The following is a 19453-nucleotide window of genomic DNA, read 5'->3' as shown; positions in this document are numbered from 1 at the left end:
GCCCGCCCGGGCGGCTCAGGCATACTAGCGCCTTCGCGCCACGGGCCCCATCGCCCGCGCGCCCATCCGCTGCCCCTGATTTCATGAAGCGAATCCTGCTGATCAAGATCACCTCGCTCGGTGACATGGTCCACACGCTGCCGCTGGTGTCCGACCTGCGCCGCGCCTACCCCGACGCCGCCATCGACTGGGTGGCCGACGCCTCGTGCGCGGACATCCCGCGCTGGGCCATCGGCGTGGACCGGGTGATTGCGCCGCCGTTGCGGCAGTTCAAGAAGAACGGCAAGAAGTGGAAGGACCTGCGCGGCATCCTGCGCGCCGTGCGGGAGCTGCGCCGCGAGAAGTACGACGTTGTGGTGGACGTTCATGGCGTCTACAAGAGCGCCATCGTGGCCCGGCTGGCACGCTCGCCGCGCCGGTTTGGCTACGCCGCCGAATTCCTGGGCGAGGCCAAGGCCGAATTCGCCTACACCGACATCTTCGGCCCGCATGGCGACGCCACCTGCCGGGAAAAGATGCGGCTGGTGACGGCCAACGCGCTGGGCTACACCTACCCGGCAGCCGAGACCAACGCGCTGCGCATACCGCCGCCGGCGACGCCGCTGAACACGGACGGCGTGCCGCGCGCGATGCTGTTCCATGCCACCTCTGCCGAGATCAAGAAATGGCCGCAGGCCCACTGGATTGCGGTGGGTCAGTCGCTGGCGGCGCGCGGATTCCGCGTGCAGCTGCCGTGGGGCTCGGAGAAGGAGCACGAGGAGTCCCGCGCGCTGGCCGCCGCGATTCCGGATGCCGAGGTGCTGCCACGCATGTCCATCACCGAGGTGGCGCAGCGCCTGGACGCCGCCGCGCTGGTCGTCGGCATGGACACCGGCTTCGTCCATCTGGCCGACGCGCTCGGCAAGCCCACGGTGATGATCTTCACGGCTACCTCGTGCGGGCACTTCGGCGTGCAGAAGCCGGGCCAGTCGGTGTCGATCGGCGATCAGGGCAAGCCGCCCTCGGTGGAGGCCGTGCTGGCTGCCATCGACTCGGTGGCGCCCCAACTGCCGGGTCAGGCTGGTCAGGCAGGTCAGTCGGGTCCGTCGGGTCCGTTGCATCAGGCCGCCGGCAACGTGTCCGCGTAGGACCAGTACTCGAACTGGACGATCGTGGCGTTGCCATGGGTCGTCACCACATCCAGTATGCAGGGCCGCCGCCGGATCGCCATCCGGGCCAGGTAACGCACCGCGCCGGGCACATCGGGCGGCGGCTGGATGCGGTCGCCATGGCGCATTGCCAGCCGCAGGATATGCACCGGCACGAAGCGGTGCGCATCGTTCATCGTGGCGTGCGCGGCGCCTGTGAACAGCAGCGGCGTGGCCGCCAGCCCGGAAAAGCGCTTGCGCAGCAGGGCCAGCGTGGTCGGCGCCATGGCTGAGCCGATGCCGGGCAGGGCCAGCGCCGTCAGGCCACGTACATTGGCCGCCCACAGGCCGCCCACCACCAGCATGGGGTCGCGCTTCTCCACCGGCACCGTGTCCCGCAACCCCTCCCAGATCGCCGTCATGTCGCCGTTCAGGTCGTACAGGTGATAGCAGCCGCCAAAGCTGCGCTGGTAGCCGATGATGCAGTCGAGATCCTCGTCGAACACGGGGCGCGCGTCGCGCGGAATACGGGGCGGCCGGATCTCGAACAGGCCGGCGGACACGGCGTAGTGGCCGGTCCACGTCAGCGTCCGGCCGGACACGGCCTGCAGGGTGATTTCATCGGGAAGGACATCAAGGGACATGCGCGGCTGCTTCGTGGTGGGACGGAAACCCCCACGGTAAGCACGGCGCCCGCCGCTGTCTTTGAGACGATTCTGAAAGTGCGAAAACTCCCCGCTAATGCACGAAGCCGCCCTTGACGAAGCGGACCGGCTCGGCGTCCATGCGCAGCAGCAGGGCGGTCAGGCCATCGACGGGGGTATCGACGGGGGCATCGACGGGGGTATCAATCCGGGCATCCGCGGACTGAGGCTGCCCCCCGGCCTGCCCGGCGGTGCACAGCAGGTCCGATTCGCGCCACGCCGCCTGTCCCGGCGCCCCCCGGGCCCGCAGCCAGCCCTGACGGTCGCTCAGCAGCGCCGTGCCCGGCAGCGCCGCCGCCGGCACGCCGGCGATGCGCGCCATCACCGCCCATGCCTCGGGCGCAGCCGCCACGCAGCCGGCCCGGAACTGCGGCACCTCGGCGGGCGCGTGGCCGTCCGGCGTCACCAGCAGGGTCAGGAAGCGCGGGTCCTCCATCGGCAGCGGCGCATGACCATCGACAGCCACCAGCCGCACCCGCTGCGTGCCGCGCCAGTCGGCCAGCGGGCGCGGCGGCATGCCGGCGCACTGCACGGGCAGGTCCGGCAGGGCCAGCGGCGTGGGCCATGCGCCCTGCAGGCGCGCGCCGGTGCCGGCGGACAGCGCTTTCATATAGTCGATCACGGCCCAGACGTCCGCGTCGCCCAGTGTTGTGCCGAACGCGGGCATGGTCGGCTGGCCGTCGCGGCCCCGCATGCCGGCCACGATGTGCCAGAACAGCTCGCCATCGGCGCGGCGGCCCAGCAGCGGGCCGGCCAGCGTGGGCGGCCAGCGTGACAGCGAGGCCGCGAGCGGCCCCTCGCCCCGGCCATCGTCGCCATGGCAGGCCGCGCAGTGCTGGGTGTAGACCCGCTCGCCCCGTGCGATGGACGCCACGGCGAAGCGGGTAGGGCTGACATGGAAGCTGGTGGGCGCGGCAGGGCCGAGGACGATACCGGGCACCGGCCATGGGGCGAGAACCAGGGCGAGCGCGGCGGCGCCGAGCCAGACCAGCCGCCCCCGCCGCCCCCGCCGCCAGGCCAGCGCCAGCCCCAGCGCGAGCAGCGCGAACGCCATCGCCGCCAGGCTCCACGCCAGTTGCCGGGCCAGGCCGGGGTCGATCAGCAGCGTCTCCCCGGCAATGCGCTGTGCCCACGGCCACGCCGGCTGGCCGTGGCTATCGCCCGTCAGGCCCAGTGCGTGGCAGAGCCGCAGCAGCGCAAGCTGCGCGGCCTGCAGCACCGCCAGCAGGTTGTTGAGCCAGACCGCGTCTGGCCAGACCGAAGCACCCATCACCAGCTGGCATCGAGCCCCAGATGACGCAGCGCCTCATGGCGCAGCGCGGTCAGGCGCGGATCGCCGCGATGGCGCGGATAGGGCAGGTCCACCACGATCTCCGCCGTGATGCGCGCCGGCCGCTGGCTGAAGACGATCACGCGCTGGGCCAGGAACAGCGCCTCCTCCACATCGTGCGTGACCAGCAGGGCCGAGAACCGCGCGCGCTGCCACAGTTCGACAAGATCGCTCTGCATGGTCAGGCGCGTGAGGGAGTCCAGCTTGCCGAGCGGTTCATCGAGCACGAGCAGGCGCGGGTCGTTGACCAGGGCCCGGGCCAGCGCCACGCGCTGCGCCATGCCGCCGGAGAGCTGGTGCGGAAAGGCGCGGTCGAAGGCTTCCAGCCCCACGCGGCGCAGCGCCTCGTCCACGCGATGGGCCTCCTGCCGGGCGATACCGCGCGCCTGGAGGCCGAGCGCCACGTTGTCGCGCACGCGGCGCCACGGGAAGAGCGTGGGGTCCTGGAAGACCACGATGCGCGACGGATCGGGCTCGGTGATCGGCGTGCCGTCCTGCAGGATCTGGCCGGACGTGGGCGCGTCCAGCCCAGCCACCAGCCGCAGCAGCGTGGACTTGCCGCAGCCGCTCGGTCCCAGCAGCGCCACGAACTCGCCGGGCGCCACGCTCAGGTTCACGCCATCGAGCACGGGCAGGCGCTGGCCGGCATCGCCAAAGTCATGGCTGACGTTGCGAATGTCGATGCGCGCCCCGGCGCTGGCTACTGTCGTCGCTGTTACCGACGCTTCTGCCGACGTTGTTGCCGACGTTGTTGCCGACGCCGGCAGGGGTTCACGTTCCAGCACGGCTACCATTTGACGGTTCCTTTCTGCCAAGACAGTGCGCGGTCGCGCACGGCGAACAACAGCGTGATGACGCCCGAGAACAGCAGCGCCATCACGATCAGCGCGGCGTACATGTTCACGTACGAGGCCCAGCCCTGGGCCCAGGTCAGGTACCAGCCCAGGCCGGACTTCACGCCCATCATCTCGGCCGTCACCAGCACCGAGAACGACGCGCCCAGCCCCATGAACAGGCCGACGAACACCTGCGGCAGCGCGGCCGGAATCGCCACGCGTAGCACCAGGAACCAGCCGGAGGCGCCCAGCGTGCGCGCCACGTCGTAATAGCTCTTGTTGACGCTCGCCACGCCGGACCACGTGAGCACGGCCACGGGGAACGCGGTGGCCAGCGCAATCAGGAACACGGCGGCCGAGTAGCTCGACGGGAAGAAGTAGAAGGTCAGCGGCAGCAGGGCGGTGGAGGGCAGCGGCCCCAGCACGCGCAGCACCGGGTGCACCCAGTAGCCGATGCGCCGCGACCAGCCAATCGACACGCCGATCAGAAAGCCCGCCACGCCGCCATAGGCCACGCCCAGCCCCAGCAGGCGGATGGTGTTGAGGACGCTGTCGCCCAGGCGGCGCCAGTCGTCCACATAGACCTCGATCAGCGCCTGCGGCGGCGCGAAGAACGGCGTGGGCAGCAGCGCGGTCTTGGCGGTGAGGATTTCCCAGCCGAGGAAGCCGAGCGGCAGCGCCACCAGCCACGGGCCGGTGGGACGCAGCGCGGCCAGCGCGCGGTGCAGCGGCGGGAGGCTCGCTCCCGCCAGCGCCAATCCAGCCAGCGCGGCGGCGGCCACCAGCGCGGCGATGCCGAGTTCTTCCGTATAGGCCCAGTCGGAGAAGCCGGCCACCTTGTTCGGCCAGCGCCAGGTGATGGCGCCGAACGCGGCCCAGGCCAGCGCGGCGAGCAGGCCGGTGGGCCAGAGGCGGCCCGGCCGCGCCACGGCAGCCTGGCGCGGCGCGTTGGCGGTGGGCCGGGCATGCCGGGTGTCGAGGGTGGAGGGACTCGTGGTGGTCATCGCATCATCCCAGTACGTTGGCGTAGACGTGCTGCGCCAGCCGCTTCGCGTCGGTGGACTTCTTCAGCACGCCGATCTTGCGGAAATCGTCGGCATAGAAGGCGATTTCCTCCTGCAGGTCCACGCCGGTGGGGTGGTGGGTGTAGGTCAGCGTGGCGTAGAGCTTGCGCAGGTCATCCAGGCTGATCTTGGGCGAGTACTTGGCGAAGATTTTCGCGGCCTCGTTTGGGTTCTCGTTGACGAAATCCGTGGCCTGCACGATGGACCGCGCCAGTGCGGCGGCGGCCGGCTTGTCGTTGCGGACCAGATCGCCCCGGGCGCCCACCACGCAGCAGACCTTGCGCGCGTACTCGCCGGTCAGGTTGGTGGCCAGCTCCACGTAGGCGCCGTTGGTGCGTTTCTCCAGCAGGTAGAGGTTGGGGTCGCCATCGGCAATCGCCTGGATCTCGCCCTTGTCCACCGCCACGCCGAGCAGGTCGGCGGGGTACTGGCGCCAGGTGATGTCGCGGTCGGGGTCGATGCCGTTCTTGGCCAGCAGGATCGTGAAGAAGTGCTTGCCCGGCGCGGCCAGGTCGCTCACGCCCACGGTCTTGCCCTTGAGCGCCTGGAGGTTGGTCACGCCCGCCGCCTTGGCGCCCACCAGCCGCACGCAGCCGCCGTGGGAACTGCCGATGATCTTGACGTCGAAGCCGGCTTCCAGCGGCTTGAGCCAGCGGTGGATCATGCCCACCGCCGCATCGGCCTTGCCGGTGGCAATCGATTCCAGCAGCTGGTCCGTGGAGCCGCTGTAGTTGATCAGGTCTACCTGCAGGCCGTTCTTCTCGAAGAAGCCGCGCTCCTGCGCCACCACGATCGGCGTCAGGCAGAACGAGTTCTGGTTCCACGCGAAGGTGAGCTTGCGCGGCGCCGACCATGCCTGTCGGCCCAGGATCAGCGCCGGGGCGGCGAGGGCAGCGCTGCCGGCCAGCCGCAGCACGCCGCGCCTTCGGGCGTTGGGTTGCGCCAGGTTCGGCGGATTCGACTCGTTGGATTGGCTCATGGTGTGGAAACTCCCCGTTTTCGTTGTTGTGGGTGCAAGCTGGCGCGCGTCGATTCAGGCGGCCTCAGGCGGCCTCAGGCGGCCTTGCGGCTGGCTTCCGCCTCGCGGCGCGCCACCGCTTCCCGCACGCGCGGAATCAGCTCGCGGCCATAGTCGATGGCGTCTTCCAGCGGGTCGAAGCCGCGGATCAGGAAGGTGGTGACGCCGATGTCGTAGTAGGCGAGCAGCGCCTCGGCCACCTGTTCGGGCGTGCCGACCAGCCCGGTGGAGTTGGAGCGGCCGCCGGTCTCGCGGGCGATGGCGGTCCACAGGCGCTGGTCCACGCGATCGCCCTGTTCGGCGGCGGCCAGCAGGCGGCGCGCGCCTTCGCTCTGTTGGGGGCCGCCCCGGCTGTAGCCGGCCTGCACGCGCAGCGCGCGGGTCCGTTCGAGGATGCTGTCGGCACGCGCCCACGCTTTTTCCTCGGTCTCGGCCAGCACCGGGCGGAACGACACCGAGAAGCGCACCTCGCGCCGGTGCCTGGCGGCTTCCGCCCGCACGCGGGTGGTCAGCTCGCGCACCTGGTCGAGCGATTCGCCCCACAGCGCGTAGACATCGGCATGCTTGCCGGCCACGGCCAGCGCCGCCTCGGACGCGCCGCCGAAGTAGATCGGCACATGCGGCTTCTGCGCCGGCTTGACCTCGGAGAAGCCCTGCGCGAAGCGGTAGAACTCGCCGTCATGGTCGAACGGCTTGTCCTCGGTCCAGATGCGCCGCAGGATGCCCAGGTACTCGTCGGTGCGCGTGTAGCGCTGGTCGTGGTCGAGGAAGTCGCCGTCGCGCGCCTGCTCGCTATCGGAGCCGCCCGAGATGAAGTGCACCCCCAGCCGGCCACCGCTGAACTGGTCGAGCGTGGCGATCTGGCGCGCCGCCAGCGTCGGCGCCGTGAAGCCGGGGCGGTGCGCCAGCATGAAGTGGATGCGCTCGGTCACGGCCGCCGCGTAGGCAATCGTCAGCGTGGCCGAAGGGCCGGTGGAGTGGTGGGGCACCAGGATACGGTCGAAGCCGGCCTGCTCATGGGCCTGGGCGAACGCGCGCACATAGTCGCGGTCGATCACGGGGCCCGAGGGCGGATGGATCTCGGACTGCTTCTGGCTCTGGATCATGCCGATGAAATCGACGCTCATTGCACGGGCCTCCTTGCGGGTGGTGTCAGGAATGACGAGCAAAGTACGCCCGGCGGGCCGTGGCCCCCAACGAATAAAAACGCGGCTCGATATGCGGCAGAAACCGTCGCTCGATATGCGATATGCGTCGTTATCGGCGCGGCGGGCGCGCGGTACGCTATGCGGCACTCATCGCACGATGCTCTCCCGAGACCCCCCATCATGGCTTCGACTTCCCCGCGTACCACCCTGCGCCGCCTGCCCGCGAGCGAGCCCCGGCTGGCCGATTTGCTGGCGACGCTGACCGCCCGGCTGGGCGCCACCGCCGCGCGCCATGACGCCGACGGCAGCTTCCCGCACGCGAACTTCGACCTGCTGCACGAACATGGCCTGATTGCCCAGGTGGTGCCGCGCGACTACGGCGGCGGCGGGGCGGGGCTGGCGGAAGCGCGCCGGATCATCGCGGCCGTGGCGGCCGGCGACCCGGCCACGGCGCTGGTCCTGACCATGACCTACCTCCAGCATCGCGCCATCGGCCGGGCCGACTCGCGCTGGCCCGAGGCGGTGCGCCGGGAGGTCTTCGCCAGCGCGGTAGAGGAGGGCGCGCTGATCAACTCGTTGCGCGTGGAGCCGGAACTTGGCTCCCCGGCGCGCGGCGGCCTGCCCGGCACCGAGGCCACGCGCATCGGCGACCGCTGGCGCATTCACGGCCACAAGCTCTACACCACCGGCATCCCGGCACTACGCTGGCTGGCCGTGTGGGGCCGCACGCACGAGCCGGAGCCGCGCGTGGGCATTTTCCTGGTGCCGAAGCCGTCGGCCGACACGCCGGGCATCCGCGTGGTGGAGAGCTGGAATCACCTTGGCCTGCGCGCGTCTGGCAGCCATGAAACCGTGTTCGAGGACGTGTGGATTCCGCTCGACCATGCGGTGGACATCCGCCGGCCCGAGGCCTGGGCGCCAGCCGGGGCCAGCCAGGCCGACGTGGACGCCAATGCCGACCAGCAGGCGTGGATGGTGGGCCTGCTCGGCACGCTCTACGACGCCGTGGCGCGGGCCGGCTTCGACTGGATTCGCAGCTTTGTGCAGGACCGCGCGCCGGGCAGTCTGGGTGCGCCGCTCGCCACCCTGCCGCGCGTGCAGGAGACCATCGGCGAGATGGCCGCGCTGCTGCATACCAACCAGGTGCTGCTTGACGATGCCGCTGCACAGGCCGATGCCGGCACGCCGCCTTCGGCGACGGACAGCGGCCTGCTCAAGTACACCGTCACCGGCAACGCGATCCGGGCGGTGGAACTGGCGTTGCAGCTGTCGGGCAATCACGGCCTGAGCCGCAACAATGCGCTGGAACGGCACTATCGCGATGTGCTTTGCAGCCGCATCCACACGCCGCAGAACGACGCCATCCTGACCGCCGCCGGCCGTACGGCGCTGGCCGGCTGACCCAGCTCGGACGGTGGCTTCGTGCTATGTTTAAGGCCGCTGTTCGAGACAGGGCCGCAGCGATCGTCACCGTTCACAGACTCACCATCCACAGACGGCCCGCCGAATCGGATCACCAAGCGGACCATCCAGGAGACACGGGATGCACGACACCCAGACACCCCCCACGCACCCTGCGCGTACGCTCACGCCGCTGCGCGAGTTCATCACCGGTTTTTCGGCGCTGCTGGACCAGAAGCCCGACGAACCCCGCATCCTGGCCGAAGGCGGCGCGCTGCTCGCCACGCTGGTGGCCCGCGACGACTGGCTGCCCGACGCCTTCGCCCAGCCACACCCCGAGTATTACCAGCAGGTGCTGCTGCATTGCGATTCCGCAGAGCGTTTCTCGATCGTCAGCTTTGTCTGGGGGCCGGGGCAGCGCACGCCCATCCACGACCACACGGTCTGGGGGCTGATCGGCATGCTGCGCGGGGCCGAGTATTCGCAGCCGTACCAGATCGACGCCGAAGGGCGCCCGCAGCCGCACGGCGCGGCCACGCGGCTGGAGCCGGGCCATGTGGAGGCCGTGTCGCCCACGGTGGGCGACATCCACCGCGTGCACAACGCCTATGAGGACCGCGTCTCCATCAGCATCCACGTGTATGGCGCCAATATCGGCGCGGTGCGGCGGCACGTCTACCCGGAGGCGGGCGGGCGCAAGCCGTTCATCTCCGGCTATTCCAACTCCACCCTGCCCAATCCCTGGGATCGATCCAAGGAACCCGTTTCGTCATGACCGCTTTGCCTTCCGTGTTGCCTTCCGTGATTGCCTCCGTGTTTCCCACCGTCTCCAGCCTGGCCGTGCGGCAGGCGCTGCTCGACCGTACCGAGATCGCGCTGATCGACGTGCGCGAGGAAGACCCGTACGCCCAGGCGCATCCGCTCTGGGCGGCCAACTTCCCGCTCTCGAAGCTCGAACTGGAGGCATGGCGGCGGATTCCGCGCCGCGATACGCGGATCGTGGTCTATGGGGAGCACGCGGGCGAGGATCTGGCGCCGCGCGCGGCGGCGGTGCTGCACGGGTTGGGCTATACGGATGTGTCGCGGCTCGACGGCGGGCTGTCGGCCTGGATCGCCGCCGGCGGCGAGGTATTCCGCGACGTGAACGTGCCGAGCAAGTCGTTCGGCGAGCTGGTGGAGGCCAAGCGCCATACGCCGTCGCTGGCCGCGCGGGAAGTGCAGGCGCTCATCGACGAACAGGCCGACGTGGTTATCGTGGATGCGCGCCGCTTCGACGAATACCAGACCATGAGCATCCCCACGGCCACCAGCCTGCCGGGCGCGGAACTGGTGCTGCGCGTGCGGGAGCTGGCGCCGGACCCGCAGACGCGGGTCATCGTGAACTGCGCAGGCCGTACGCGCAGCATCATCGGCACGCAATCGCTGATCAATGCCGGCCTCCCGAACCCGGTGGCCGCGCTGCGCAACGGCACCATCGGCTGGACCCTGGCGGGGCAGACGCTCGACCATGGCGCCAGCCGGCGCGCGCCGGTGGCGGTGGACGCCGCCAACCGCGCGCAAGCCCGCAGCGGCGCCCGGGCGATTGCCGACAAGGCCGGCGTGCAACGGATTGCGCACGACGCCGTGGCGACGCTGGCCCAGCCGGGGCGGACGCTGTACCGCTTCGACGTCCGTACGCCCGAGGAATATGCCGATGGCCACCTGCCGGGCTTCGCCAGCGCGCCGGGCGGCCAACTGGTGCAGGAAACCGACCACAGCGCCCCGGTGCGCGGCGCACGGATCGTGCTGGCTGATGACGACCAGGGCGTGCGCGCCGACATGACCGCCTCGTGGCTGGCGCAGATGGGCTGGGAAGTGTTCGTGGTGGACCCGGCGGGCGAACAGGCCCGCAGCGAACGTGGCACCCCAGCGGCGCCGGTGCCCGAGGCGGAGGCTGTTGAATCCGTCTCGCCGGCCGAACTCGCGAAATGGCTAGATCAGGCAGGCGAGGGCGACATCGCCGTGCTCGACGTGACGGCCAGCGCCAACTACGTGAAGCGCCATATCCCGGGCGCCTGGTTCGTCATCCGCGCCCAACTGGCGCAGGCGCTGGCGGCGATTCCTTCGGCAAAACGCTATGTGCTGACCTGCGGCACCAGCCAGCTCGCCCGTTTTGCGGCGGCGGACCTGAGGCGGCTGACATCGGCACAGGTATTGGTGCTGGAAGGCGGCACCACGGCATGGATCGACGCCGGCCTGCCGCTGGAATCCGGCGAAACCCGGCTGGCCGTGCCCAGAACCGACCGCTACCGCCGCCCGTACGAAGGTACCGACAACGCCGCGGCGGCCATGCAAGCCTATCTCGACTGGGAATTCGGCCTCATCGCCCAACTCGACCGCGACGGCACCCACTTCTTCGAGGTGGTTTGATGACGGGCTAAGCCCGCGGCTGCAACGCAATCAACGCCATGCCGGCAAGGCACACCACCGCGCCGGCCAGATCCCAACTGGTCAGCCGTACCCCATCCACCACCCGCAACCACACCAGCGCCACGACGATATACATGCCGCCATAGGCGGCATACGTCCGCCCGGCAGCGGTGGGGTGGAGGGTCAGCAGCCAGGCGAACAGCGCCAGCGAGATCGCAGCCGGAATCAGCAGCAGCATGCTCTTGCCCTGCTTGAGCACCAGCCATGGCAGATAGCAGCCGACGATTTCGGCGACGGCGGTGATGGCGAAGAGGAGGGTGAGGCGGAGCATGGGGAGGGGAGGGGGATGGGATGGCGGGATTGTGCCAGAGGGCACGGCGCGTCCACTTCGGCGGCGCCCCAAAGCAAAAAGGACCTGGGCTTTCGCCTCAGATCCTTTTTGGTCACCGTATTCTGGTGGGTGGTACAGGGATTGAACCTGTGACCCCTGCCGTGTGAAGGCAGTGCTCTACCGCTGAGCTAACCACCCCTTGCTGCGTCGGCGTCGTTGTTGCGTAACGTCGTGCAGTGGAGAAACGAGATTATGCAGATGTCGCAGTATCTTGTAAAGCCCTTTTTTCGGCTTTCCGCGAAAAAGTTCGCGGTTACTGCAACGTCGGCGTCGCTTCCGCGGCCTCCTGCCAGACGGTCTTGCCGCCGCTGGCCTTGTCGAGTTCCTTCAGCACGCCCATGTGGGCGGTGACTTCGTCGTCAGTGGCCAGCAGCACGGGCAGGGTCAGGGCGGAGAGGTCTGCCGCGGCCTGGGCGCCGGCGCCGTGGGGGCCGGCTTCCAGCATGTCGATGACCAGCGAGTTCTGGCCGCGCGTCATGGCCAGGTAGACCTCGGCGAGCAGTTCCGCATCCAGCAAGGCGCCGTGCAGGGTGCGGTGGGCGTTGCTGATGCCGAGGCGGTCGCACAGTGCGTCGAGCGAATTCCGCTTGCCCGGGAACATCTGGCGGGCCTCGCGCAGCGTATCGATCACGTTGGCGGCGTGCGTACGGAAGGGCTGGTGGCCCAGTCGCTGGAATTCCATGTCCAGGAAGCCCAGGTCGAACGCCGCGTTGTGGATGATCAGCTCGGCGTCCTGCACGAATTCGCGGATGTCGTGGACCACTTCGGCGAATTTCGGCTTGTCGGCCAGGAAATCGAGCGTGATGCCGTGGACGGCGATGGCGTCCTCGTGGATATCGCGCTCGGGGTTGATGTAGTAGTGCAGGTGGCGGCCGGTCAGGCGCCGGTTCACCAGTTCCACGCAGCCAATTTCGATCAGGCGATCGCCGGTGGCGTGGTTCAGGCCGGTGGTTTCGGTGTCGAGAACGATCTGTCGCATGGCGGGCATTTTAACGGAGACGAGACGGTTACACGGCGATGGACGCCACGCCGCGATTCGCCAGCGCGTCGGCCCGCTCGTTGCCCGGGTGGCCGTTGTGGCCGCGCACCCAGTGCCAGGAGATGGTGTGCGGCTGGCGGGCTTCGTCGAGTTGCTGCCACAGGTCGGCGTTCTTCACCGGCTTCTTGTCGGCCGTCTTCCAGCCGCGCGCCTTCCAGCCGGTGATCCACTCGCTGATGCCTTTCTGGACGTATTGCGAGTCCGTATAGACCTGCACCACGCACGGGCGCTTCAGGGAGCGCAGCGCCTCGATCACGGCCATCAGCTCCATGCGGTTGTTGGTGGTCGGGTTCTCGCCGCCGAACAGTTCTTTCTCATGGTTGCCCGCGACGAGCACGGCGCCCCAGCCGCCGGGGCCGGGGTTGCCCTTGCAGGCGCCGTCGGAGTAAATCGTAACTTCTTGCATGGCGTGGTCGATGGGTTCAGCGAGGGTCGCGCGGCGTCTTGCCGTGCGTGCCGGTGGGCGTGGCCACCGGGGCGGAGACTGGCGTCAGCGCGGATTTCGGATTCTTCCAGGCCGGGCCGACGAGTCGGATGTTCTTCACCCGCTTGACCGCCGAGATCATGTAGACGGCGCCGAAGATCGGCCACCAGCGGTCGCCGGCCTTCTCCATGAACGCGCTGCGTTGCAGCCAGCGCTCGGTGCGGTAGGGCGGGCAGTAGCAGCCAAAGCGGCCGCGAATGATATCGAACCCGAGCAGCTTGAGCCAGTCCTTGATGCGGACGAAACCCATGGTCTGGGCGTCGCTGGGCAGGAAAGGCAGCGCGCCGAGCCGGTTCAGGCCCTGGCGGGCGCCCCACAGGCTCATCGGGTTGAAGCAGGTCACCACGATGCGGCCTTCGGGCATCAGTACGCGGGAGACCTCGCGCAGCACTTCGTGCGGGTCTTCGGAGAATTCCAGGATGTGCGGCAGGGTGACGAGATCGATGCTCTGGGTATCGAACGGCAGTTCGTCGAAGCGGCACAGCAGTTGGCGGGCATCCGGATGGGCGTCGCGCGGGCCATGGGGGCCGGCGCGGCCGTCCAGCGCCAGTGCCGAGAACGGCATGCGGTTCTCGCGCAGGGTGTCAATGGCGGGCAGGCCCATCTGCACGGCGTGATAGCCGAAGATGTCCGCCACGACCTGGTCGTACTGGCGCGACTCCCATTCCAGCACGTACTGGCCGGGCGGCGAGGCGAGCCATTCTTCCCAATCTATAATCGGTCGGTTGGACATAGGAGCACTCATGTTGAAAGTGGAGTCAATCCCCGCATTCCAGGACAACTATATCTGGGCGATCCATGACGGGCATAGCGCCGCCATCGTCGACCCCGGCGAAGCCGCGCCCGTGGCACGGTTTCTGGCCGAGCGCGGGCTGGCACTGGGCGCTATTGTAATCACCCATCACCATGGCGATCACCAGGGCGGGGTGGCGGAGCTGCTGGCGGCCCATCCCAGGGGGCCCGATGGCGCCCCCGTGCCAGTGGTTGGCCCGGCCGGCGAACGTATCGGCCACCGCACCCAGGCGGTGCGCGAGGGCGACACGGTGACGCTGCGCCATCCGGCCGCCACCTTCCGCGTGATCGACGTGCCCGGGCATACCGCCGGCCATGTGGCCTATGCGGGCGACCTGCCCGGCGCCGGCCCGGTGGTGTTCTGCGGCGACACCCTGTTCGCCAGCGGCTGCGGCCGGCTGTTCGAGGGCACGCCGGCGCAGATGCTGGCCTCGCTGGACAAGCTGGCCGCGCTGCCGGGCGACACCCGCGTCTACTGCGCCCACGAGTACACGCGCAGCAATGTGCGCTTTGCGCAGGCCGTGGAGCCGGCCAATGCGGACCTCGCCGCCTGGGCAGCCCGCGTGGACGCGCTGCGCGAGGCCGGCACGCCCACCGTGCCAACCACCGTGGCGCACGAGCGCGCGGTCAATCCCTTCCTGCGCTCGCGCGAGCCGCAGGTGCGCCGGGCGGTGGCCGCCCAGGGCGCCGATACAAGTACCGACGCGGCGGCTTTTGGCGCGCTGCGCGGCTGGAAGGACAACTTCCGCTGAGCGGGCGCAGGGCTTCCGCTGACCCCGGGCCGGCGCTGGGAAGACATCGGGGAGGACATCGAAGAGGACATCGAATTTGTCCGAAACAGGCCGCTCGATCGGCCGATCGCGGGAAAATCTCATTGACGCCAACGGGGCTTTTCCATAGGATCGGGCCACCTTTTTTGGCGTCACTTCAGAGAAATTCATGCAATTTGGTCGATTTCTGGCGGTAGTTGCGTGTGCGGTGCTGGTTGCAGCCTGCGCCAGCACGCCCACTCCGCCCGCCGGCGAGATGGCCGGCACGACGACCGCCCTCGAATCCGGTCCGCCCAAGGACCCGCTCAACACGCTCAACAGCACCGGCCGCCCCGGCACGCTCGGCAGCACCACCGTGGTCAACGTGGACCAGGTCAGCCTCGACTGGCTGCGCGGCCCGTCGAACGATATCTGGGACCGCATCCGCCGTGGCTTTGCCATGCAGGACCTCGAGGGCACGCTGGTCGATGACCGCACCCAGTGGTACGCGGCACGCCCTGACTATATGGAGCGGATGGTGGGGCGGTCGAGCCGCTACCTGTACCACATCGTGGAAGAGCTGGAGCGGCGCAAGATGCCCACGGAGCTGGCCCTGCTGCCGTTCGTGGAGAGCGCGTTCAATCCGCAGGCGGAATCCACGGCCAAGGCGGCCGGCATGTGGCAGTTCATCCCGAGCACGGGCAAGTCCTACAACCTCAAGCAGAACATGTTCCGCGACGAGCGGCGCGACGTGCTGGCCTCCACGGATGCCGCGCTCGACTACCTCTCGCGCCTGTACGACATGTTCGGCGACTGGCACCTGGCCCTGGCCGCGTACAACTGGGGCGAGGGCGCCGTCTCGCGGGCCATCGCGCGCAACCAGGCGCGCGGGCTGCCCACGGACTACGCCAGCCTGACCATGCCGAACGAGACGCGCTACTACGTGCCCAAGCTCCAGGCGGTGAAGAACATCATTGCCAACCCGGCCGCGTACGGCGTGAAGCTGCCCGAGATTCCCGATCACCCGTACTTCGTCACGGTGACCACCTCGCGGGACATCGACGTGGCGCTGGCCGCCAAGCTCGCCAATATGCCGCTGGACGAGTTCAAGGCGCTGAACCCCTCGTTCAACCGCCCGGTGATCCTGGGCGCGGCCAATCCGCAGATCCTGCTGCCGTTCGATAACGCCGAGCGCTTCCAGTACAACCTCAATACGTACCGGGGCGGGCTGTCGAGCTGGACGGCGGTGACCGTGGACAGCCGCGAGCGCGTGGAAGCGCTGGCGGCGCGGCTCAATGTCGATGCGGACACGCTGCGCGAGATCAACCGCATTCCCAAGGGCATGCGCCTGAAGGCGGGTTCGACGGTGATGATTCCGCGCTCCGAGCGGCATGACCAGGACATCAGCGCCTCGCTGGTGGACACGGCGATGCTGTCCGTGGAGCCGGATGTGCCGGACGCCAAGCGCATCGTCGTGCGGGCCAGCCGGCGCGACACGGTGGTGTCGGTGGCGCGCCGCTACGGCGTCTCGCCGCGTCAGGTGCAGTCGTGGAACAAGCTGTCGGGCAGCAAGCTGGTGGCGGGTCAGAGCCTTGTGCTGATGGTCCGGGCGAACTCGCCGGCTGCCGCCCGCGCGGCGCGTGACGACGATGACGACACGCCAGCGCGTGCCACGGCCCGTGGCAAGCCGGAGCCCAAGGGTCACACGGTCAACAAGTCCGCCAAGGCGGAAAAAGCCGAGAAGGCCGAGCCGCGCAAGCGCGTGGTGGTGGAAGCCACCCCGCGCAAGGGTGCGGCCAAGCCGGCGTCCAAGGCCACCCCGGCCAAGGTCGTGCGCGAGACCAAGGCGTCGCCGGCCCCCAAGGCGAGCGCCAGCAAGAGCAAGGTCCACTAAGACCAGACCGGGAGACTACCAGCCGCCCCCGCTTCTCCGGCGGAGGCATTTTGTGAGCGTTACTCCCAATTTCCTGAAAGTTTCAACGTGCCGGACGGCGGCGGTGCTCGCCGCCGCCAGCCTGCTGGCGGCCTGCCCATCGGCGGGGCCGGTGGCCGGCCCGCAGCGGCCCTGGATCATCGCCCACCGTGGCGGCACCGCCGATGCGCCGGAAAACACCCTCGCGGCAATCCGGTCGGCGCTATCCCACGGCGTAGACATGATCTGGCTGTCGGTCCAGTTGAGCCGGGACGGCGTGCCGGTGCTCTATCGTCCGGCCGATCTTTCCGCGCTGACAGACGGGCAGGGCACCGTGGCCGACACGCCGCTCGAAGCGCTTCGGCGGCTCAATGCGGGCTGGCGGTACACCGATCCGGCTTCCGGCGCCCAACCCTATCGAACCCATCCCGAGCCGCTGCCCACGCTGGCGGAGGCGCTCGCGGCCATTCCACCCGCCGTGCCGGTCATCCTCGACATGAAGGCCGTGCCGGCAGCGCCCCAGGCAGCCGCCGTGGCGGCGGTGCTGGCCGAGCAGGGTGCGTGGGGCCGCGTGACCTGTATTCGACCGATGCGGCCTACCAGCAGGCGTTCGCGGGGTGGCCGGAAGCCCGCGTGTTCGAGTCGCGCGATGCCACGCGCGGCCGGCTGGTGAACGTGGCGCTGGCGGACCGGTGCGACCCGCCGCAGGCACCCGGCACCTGGGCCGGGTTCGAGATGCGCCGCAATGTGGAGGTCGTGGAGTTCTTCACGATGGGCAAGGCCGGCTCGCCGGCGCGCGCGGCACTGTGGACGGCCCGCTCGGTGGCCTGCTTCCGCCAGGGCGCAGGTGCCCGGATGGTGGCATTTGGCGTCAACGATGCCGCCCGCCTCGGCATGGACGCCGTGATGGTCGATTCCCCGCGCCAGATGGCCCCGCTGCGCGCCCGCGGCGGGTCCCGGTAGTTCCCCGCCAGTTCCAGATCGTCCCAGATACTTCCCCCGATAGACCGGCGCCCCACGCGCTGGCACACTGGCCTCGACCAAAGACACGCCGGATCAGGCGGAGGAGACACACCATGACGGCAAGCCGTGCCCTGCATGCGCGATCGCTGTCCGACCCGGCGGGGTTCTGGGCGGAACAGGCAAAGCGGATCGACTGGGAGACACCCTTCGAGACCGTGCTCGATGACAGCCGGCCGCCCTTCGCGCGCTGGTTCGTCGGCGGACGCACCAACCTCTGCCACAACGCCATCGACCGCCATCTGGCGGACCGCGCCGACCAGCGCGCGCTGATCTACGTGTCCACCGAGACCGACCAGCAGCGCGTCTACACCTACGCCCAGCTCCATGACGAAGTGCAGCGCATGGCCGCCATCCTCCAGGGGCTTGGCGTGCGCAAGGGCGACCGCGTGCTGGTGTACATGCCGATGATTCCCGAGGCGATGTTCGCCATGCTGGCCTGCGCCCGCATCGGCGCCGTGCATTCGGTGGTCTTCGGCGGGTTTGCCTCGGTGAGCCTTGCCGCGCGCATCGACGATGCCAAGCCGAGCGTGATCGTGAGCGCCGACGCAGGCTCCCGCGCGGGCAAGGTCGTGCCTTACAAGCCGCTGCTGGACGAAGCGATCCGCCTTGCCGGCCATCATCCCGACAAGGTGCTGCTGGTCAACCGCGGCCTCGCGGACATGCCGCTCACCGCCGGCCGCGACGAGGACTATGCCGCCTGGCGCGAGCGCGTGGCCGGGCAGGCCGTGCCGTGCGCGTGGCTGGAATCGAGCGAGCCCTCGTACGTGCTCTACACCTCCGGCACTACCGGCAAGCCCAAGGGCGTGCAGCGCGATACCGGCGGCTATGCGGTGGCCTTGGCCACGTCGATGGAGTACATCTTCTGCGGCAAGCCCGGCGACACGATGTTCACGGCGTCGGACATCGGCTGGGTGGTGGGGCACAGCTATATCGTCTACGCGCCGCTGCTGGCAGGCATGGCCACGGTCATGTACGAAGGCACGCCGATCCGGCCCGATGGCGGCATCCTCTGGCAGATCGTGGCGCAGTACGGCGTGAACATCATGTTCAGCGCGCCTACGGCGATCCGCGTGCTCAAGAAGCAGGACCCGGCGCTGCTGCGGCGCCACGACCTGTCCAGCCTGCGCCTGCTGTTCCTGGCCGGCGAGCCGCTGGACGAACCCACCGCGCGCTGGATCCAGGACGGCATTGGCAAGCCCGTGGTGGACAACTACTGGCAGACCGAATCCGGCTGGCCGATCATCGCCATCCAGCGCGGCGTGGAGGCGCTGCCGCCCAAGCTCGGCTCCCCCGGCGTGCCGGCCTATGGCTACGACCTGCGCATCGTGGATGAGGTGACCGGCGAGGAATGCCCGCCGAACCAGAAGGGCGTGGTGGCCATCGACTATCCGCTGCCGCCGGGCTGCATGAGCACGGTCTGGGGCGATGACGAACGGTTCGTCAAGACCTACTGGTCCGCCGTGCCGAACCGCCAGTGCTACTCGACCTTCGACTGGGGCGTGCGCGACGAGGACGGCTACGTCTTCATCCTGGGCCGCACCGACGATGTGATCAACGTGGCGGGGCACCGGCTGGGCACGCGCGAGATCGAAGAAAGCCTGTCCTCGCATCCCGGCGTGGCCGAGGTGGCCGTGGTGGGCGTGCAGGACGCGCTCAAGGGGCAGGTGGCGATGGCGTTCTGCATCGCCCGCGACGCGGCACGCACCGCCACGCCGGCGGACTGCCAGGCGCTGGAGGGCGAGCTGATGAAGACGGTGGACCAGCAACTGGGCGCCGTGGCGCGGCCGGCGCGGGTCTATTTCGTCAACGCGCTGCCCAAGACGCGCTCCGGCAAGCTGCTGCGCCGGGCGATCCAGGCTGTGGCGGAGGGCCGCGACCCGGGCGACCTGACCACGATTGAGGACCCCACAGCACTTGAGCAGGTCAAGACCGCCATGGCGGGCTGACTGCCTATATATATAGGGGCGAAGTCGGTGCGGCTCGGGGGCATTCCTCGGCCGTGCAGATTTCGCTTGCCACGACTTCC

17 protein-coding genes, 1 tRNA gene and 1 pseudogene are annotated in these 19453 nt (G+C 69.3%); 8 read left to right on the top strand and 11 right to left on the bottom strand.

The features are described 5' to 3' along the window. The first annotated feature begins 83 nt into the window (after positions 1–83). On the top strand, positions 84–1127 hold the full coding sequence (gene waaC / locus AB4120_RS14530; protein ID WP_149135624.1) for a lipopolysaccharide heptosyltransferase I: 1044 nt from the start codon (positions 84–86) through the stop codon (positions 1125–1127). Here the strand turns inward: waaC and AB4120_RS14525 are convergent. The 6 genes from AB4120_RS14525 to AB4120_RS14500 all read right to left on the bottom strand — a co-directional run bounded on the left by AB4120_RS14525 (position 1100) and on the right by AB4120_RS14500 (position 7206). Continuing rightward, positions 1100–1771, bottom strand: coding sequence for a hypothetical protein (locus AB4120_RS14525; protein WP_262389567.1), 672 nt, complete (start codon positions 1769–1771; stop codon positions 1100–1102). The two genes, waaC and AB4120_RS14525, sit on opposite strands and share 28 nt — an antisense overlap. Before the next feature lie 94 nt (positions 1772–1865). Beyond that, positions 1866–3101: a c-type cytochrome gene (locus tag AB4120_RS14520; RefSeq protein WP_441642460.1), complete on the bottom strand. Its 1236-nt coding sequence runs from the start codon at positions 3099–3101 to the stop codon at positions 1866–1868. Then, positions 3101–3955 (bottom strand): ABC transporter ATP-binding protein, encoded by an 855-nt coding sequence (locus AB4120_RS14515; protein WP_149135625.1) that lies wholly within the window; start codon positions 3953–3955, stop codon positions 3101–3103. The genes AB4120_RS14520 and AB4120_RS14515 overlap by 1 nt, the downstream gene beginning before the upstream one ends. Continuing rightward, positions 3949–5001 (bottom strand): ABC transporter permease, encoded by a 1053-nt coding sequence (locus AB4120_RS14510; protein ID WP_149135626.1) that lies wholly within the window; start codon positions 4999–5001, stop codon positions 3949–3951. The genes AB4120_RS14515 and AB4120_RS14510 overlap by 7 nt, the downstream gene beginning before the upstream one ends. A gap of 4 nt (positions 5002–5005) precedes the next feature. After that, complete coding sequence (locus tag AB4120_RS14505; protein ID WP_149135627.1) at positions 5006–6040, bottom strand: ABC transporter substrate-binding protein; 1035 nt, start codon at positions 6038–6040, stop codon at positions 5006–5008. Between the two features lie 74 nt (positions 6041–6114). Next, on the bottom strand, positions 6115–7206 hold the full coding sequence (locus tag AB4120_RS14500) for an LLM class flavin-dependent oxidoreductase (RefSeq protein WP_149135628.1): 1092 nt from the start codon (positions 7204–7206) through the stop codon (positions 6115–6117). A gap of 201 nt (positions 7207–7407) precedes the next feature. Between AB4120_RS14500 and AB4120_RS14495 the strand changes: the two genes are divergently transcribed. The 3 genes from AB4120_RS14495 to AB4120_RS14485 all read left to right on the top strand — a co-directional run bounded on the left by AB4120_RS14495 (position 7408) and on the right by AB4120_RS14485 (position 11037). Continuing rightward, positions 7408–8628 carry an acyl-CoA dehydrogenase family protein gene (locus tag AB4120_RS14495; protein WP_149135629.1) on the top strand — a complete coding sequence of 407 codons (1221 nt, stop codon included), beginning with the start codon at positions 7408–7410 and terminating at the stop codon, positions 8626–8628. Positions 8629–8770: 142 nt separating this feature from the next. Continuing rightward, positions 8771–9403 (top strand): cysteine dioxygenase, encoded by a 633-nt coding sequence (locus tag AB4120_RS14490; protein ID WP_149135630.1) that lies wholly within the window; start codon positions 8771–8773, stop codon positions 9401–9403. Further along, the gene (locus tag AB4120_RS14485; protein WP_149135631.1) at positions 9400–11037 is read left to right on the top strand and encodes a rhodanese-related sulfurtransferase; all 1638 of its coding nucleotides are present in this window, start codon (positions 9400–9402) and stop codon (positions 11035–11037) included. The genes AB4120_RS14490 and AB4120_RS14485 overlap by 4 nt, the downstream gene beginning before the upstream one ends. A 7-nt stretch (positions 11038–11044) precedes the next feature. On the opposite strand, the gene AB4120_RS14480 is transcribed toward AB4120_RS14485, so the two are convergent. The 5 genes from AB4120_RS14480 to AB4120_RS14460 form a co-directional block, all read right to left on the bottom strand. Next, entirely contained in the window at positions 11045–11368 is a 324-nt protein-coding gene (locus AB4120_RS14480) for a YnfA family protein (RefSeq protein WP_149135632.1), read from the bottom strand. 123 nt (positions 11369–11491) lie between these two features. Further along, positions 11492–11566: transfer RNA gene (locus AB4120_RS14475), tRNA-Val, on the bottom strand. Positions 11567–11681: 115 nt separating this feature from the next. Further along, on the bottom strand, positions 11682–12407 hold the full coding sequence (gene dnaQ / locus AB4120_RS14470; protein ID WP_149135642.1) for a DNA polymerase III subunit epsilon: 726 nt from the start codon (positions 12405–12407) through the stop codon (positions 11682–11684). Between the two features lie 28 nt (positions 12408–12435). Beyond that, a complete protein-coding gene (rnhA, locus tag AB4120_RS14465; RefSeq protein WP_149135643.1) occupies positions 12436–12873 on the bottom strand; it encodes a ribonuclease HI in 438 nt (145 codons plus the stop codon). A gap of 16 nt (positions 12874–12889) precedes the next feature. Further along, entirely contained in the window at positions 12890–13684 is a 795-nt protein-coding gene (locus AB4120_RS14460; RefSeq protein WP_144201792.1) for a class I SAM-dependent methyltransferase, read from the bottom strand. Positions 13685–13694: 10 nt separating this feature from the next. Here AB4120_RS14460 and gloB point away from each other — a divergent pair, with 10 nt between their 5' ends. The 4 genes and pseudogenes from gloB (at position 13695) to AB4120_RS14440 (ending at position 19373) form a co-directional block, all read left to right on the top strand. Continuing rightward, the gene (gloB, locus tag AB4120_RS14455; RefSeq protein WP_149135644.1) at positions 13695–14495 is read left to right on the top strand and encodes a hydroxyacylglutathione hydrolase; all 801 of its coding nucleotides are present in this window, start codon (positions 13695–13697) and stop codon (positions 14493–14495) included. Positions 14496–14682: 187 nt separating this feature from the next. Continuing rightward, entirely contained in the window at positions 14683–16386 is a 1704-nt protein-coding gene (locus AB4120_RS14450) for a transglycosylase SLT domain-containing protein (RefSeq protein ID WP_149135645.1), read from the top strand. Between the two features lie 73 nt (positions 16387–16459). After that, a pseudogene (locus tag AB4120_RS14445) lies at positions 16460–17367 on the top strand (glycerophosphodiester phosphodiesterase family protein). 92 nt (positions 17368–17459) lie between these two features. Continuing rightward, complete coding sequence (locus tag AB4120_RS14440) at positions 17460–19373, top strand: propionate--CoA ligase (protein ID WP_441642537.1); 1914 nt, start codon at positions 17460–17462, stop codon at positions 19371–19373. Positions 19374–19453 lie beyond the last annotated feature (80 nt).

This window comes from Cupriavidus sp. 2KB_3, assembly GCF_052115685.1.
In the GTDB taxonomy this organism is placed as follows: Bacteria; Pseudomonadota; Gammaproteobacteria; order Burkholderiales; family Burkholderiaceae; genus Cupriavidus; species Cupriavidus campinensis.
Note: the sequence above shows the minus strand (reverse complement) of the source record. Positions and strands in the feature narration are given on the sequence as shown.

Bases quoted from the DNA above. Each gene is read 5' to 3' on its own strand.
- waaC (WP_149135624.1), top strand. From the start codon at position 84: ATGAAGCGAATCCTGCTGATCAAGATCACCTCGCTCGGTGACATGGTC.
- AB4120_RS14525 (WP_262389567.1), bottom strand. From the start codon at position 1,771: ATGTCCCTTGATGTCCTTCCCGATGAAATCACCCTGCAGGCCGTGTCC.
- AB4120_RS14520 (WP_441642460.1), bottom strand. From the start codon at position 3,101: ATGGGTGCTTCGGTCTGGCCAGACGCGGTCTGGCTCAACAACCTGCTG.
- AB4120_RS14515 (WP_149135625.1), bottom strand. From the start codon at position 3,955: ATGGTAGCCGTGCTGGAACGTGAACCCCTGCCGGCGTCGGCAACAACG.
- AB4120_RS14510 (WP_149135626.1), bottom strand. From the start codon at position 5,001: ATGACCACCACGAGTCCCTCCACCCTCGACACCCGGCATGCCCGGCCC.
- AB4120_RS14505 (WP_149135627.1), bottom strand. From the start codon at position 6,040: ATGAGCCAATCCAACGAGTCGAATCCGCCGAACCTGGCGCAACCCAAC.
- AB4120_RS14500 (WP_149135628.1), bottom strand. From the start codon at position 7,206: ATGAGCGTCGATTTCATCGGCATGATCCAGAGCCAGAAGCAGTCCGAG.
- AB4120_RS14495 (WP_149135629.1), top strand. From the start codon at position 7,408: ATGGCTTCGACTTCCCCGCGTACCACCCTGCGCCGCCTGCCCGCGAGC.
- AB4120_RS14490 (WP_149135630.1), top strand. From the start codon at position 8,771: ATGCACGACACCCAGACACCCCCCACGCACCCTGCGCGTACGCTCACG.
- AB4120_RS14485 (WP_149135631.1), top strand. From the start codon at position 9,400: ATGACCGCTTTGCCTTCCGTGTTGCCTTCCGTGATTGCCTCCGTGTTT.
- AB4120_RS14480 (WP_149135632.1), bottom strand. From the start codon at position 11,368: ATGCTCCGCCTCACCCTCCTCTTCGCCATCACCGCCGTCGCCGAAATC.
- dnaQ (WP_149135642.1), bottom strand. From the start codon at position 12,407: ATGCGACAGATCGTTCTCGACACCGAAACCACCGGCCTGAACCACGCC.
- rnhA (WP_149135643.1), bottom strand. From the start codon at position 12,873: ATGCAAGAAGTTACGATTTACTCCGACGGCGCCTGCAAGGGCAACCCC.
- AB4120_RS14460 (WP_144201792.1), bottom strand. From the start codon at position 13,684: ATGTCCAACCGACCGATTATAGATTGGGAAGAATGGCTCGCCTCGCCG.
- gloB (WP_149135644.1), top strand. From the start codon at position 13,695: ATGTTGAAAGTGGAGTCAATCCCCGCATTCCAGGACAACTATATCTGG.
- AB4120_RS14450 (WP_149135645.1), top strand. From the start codon at position 14,683: ATGCAATTTGGTCGATTTCTGGCGGTAGTTGCGTGTGCGGTGCTGGTT.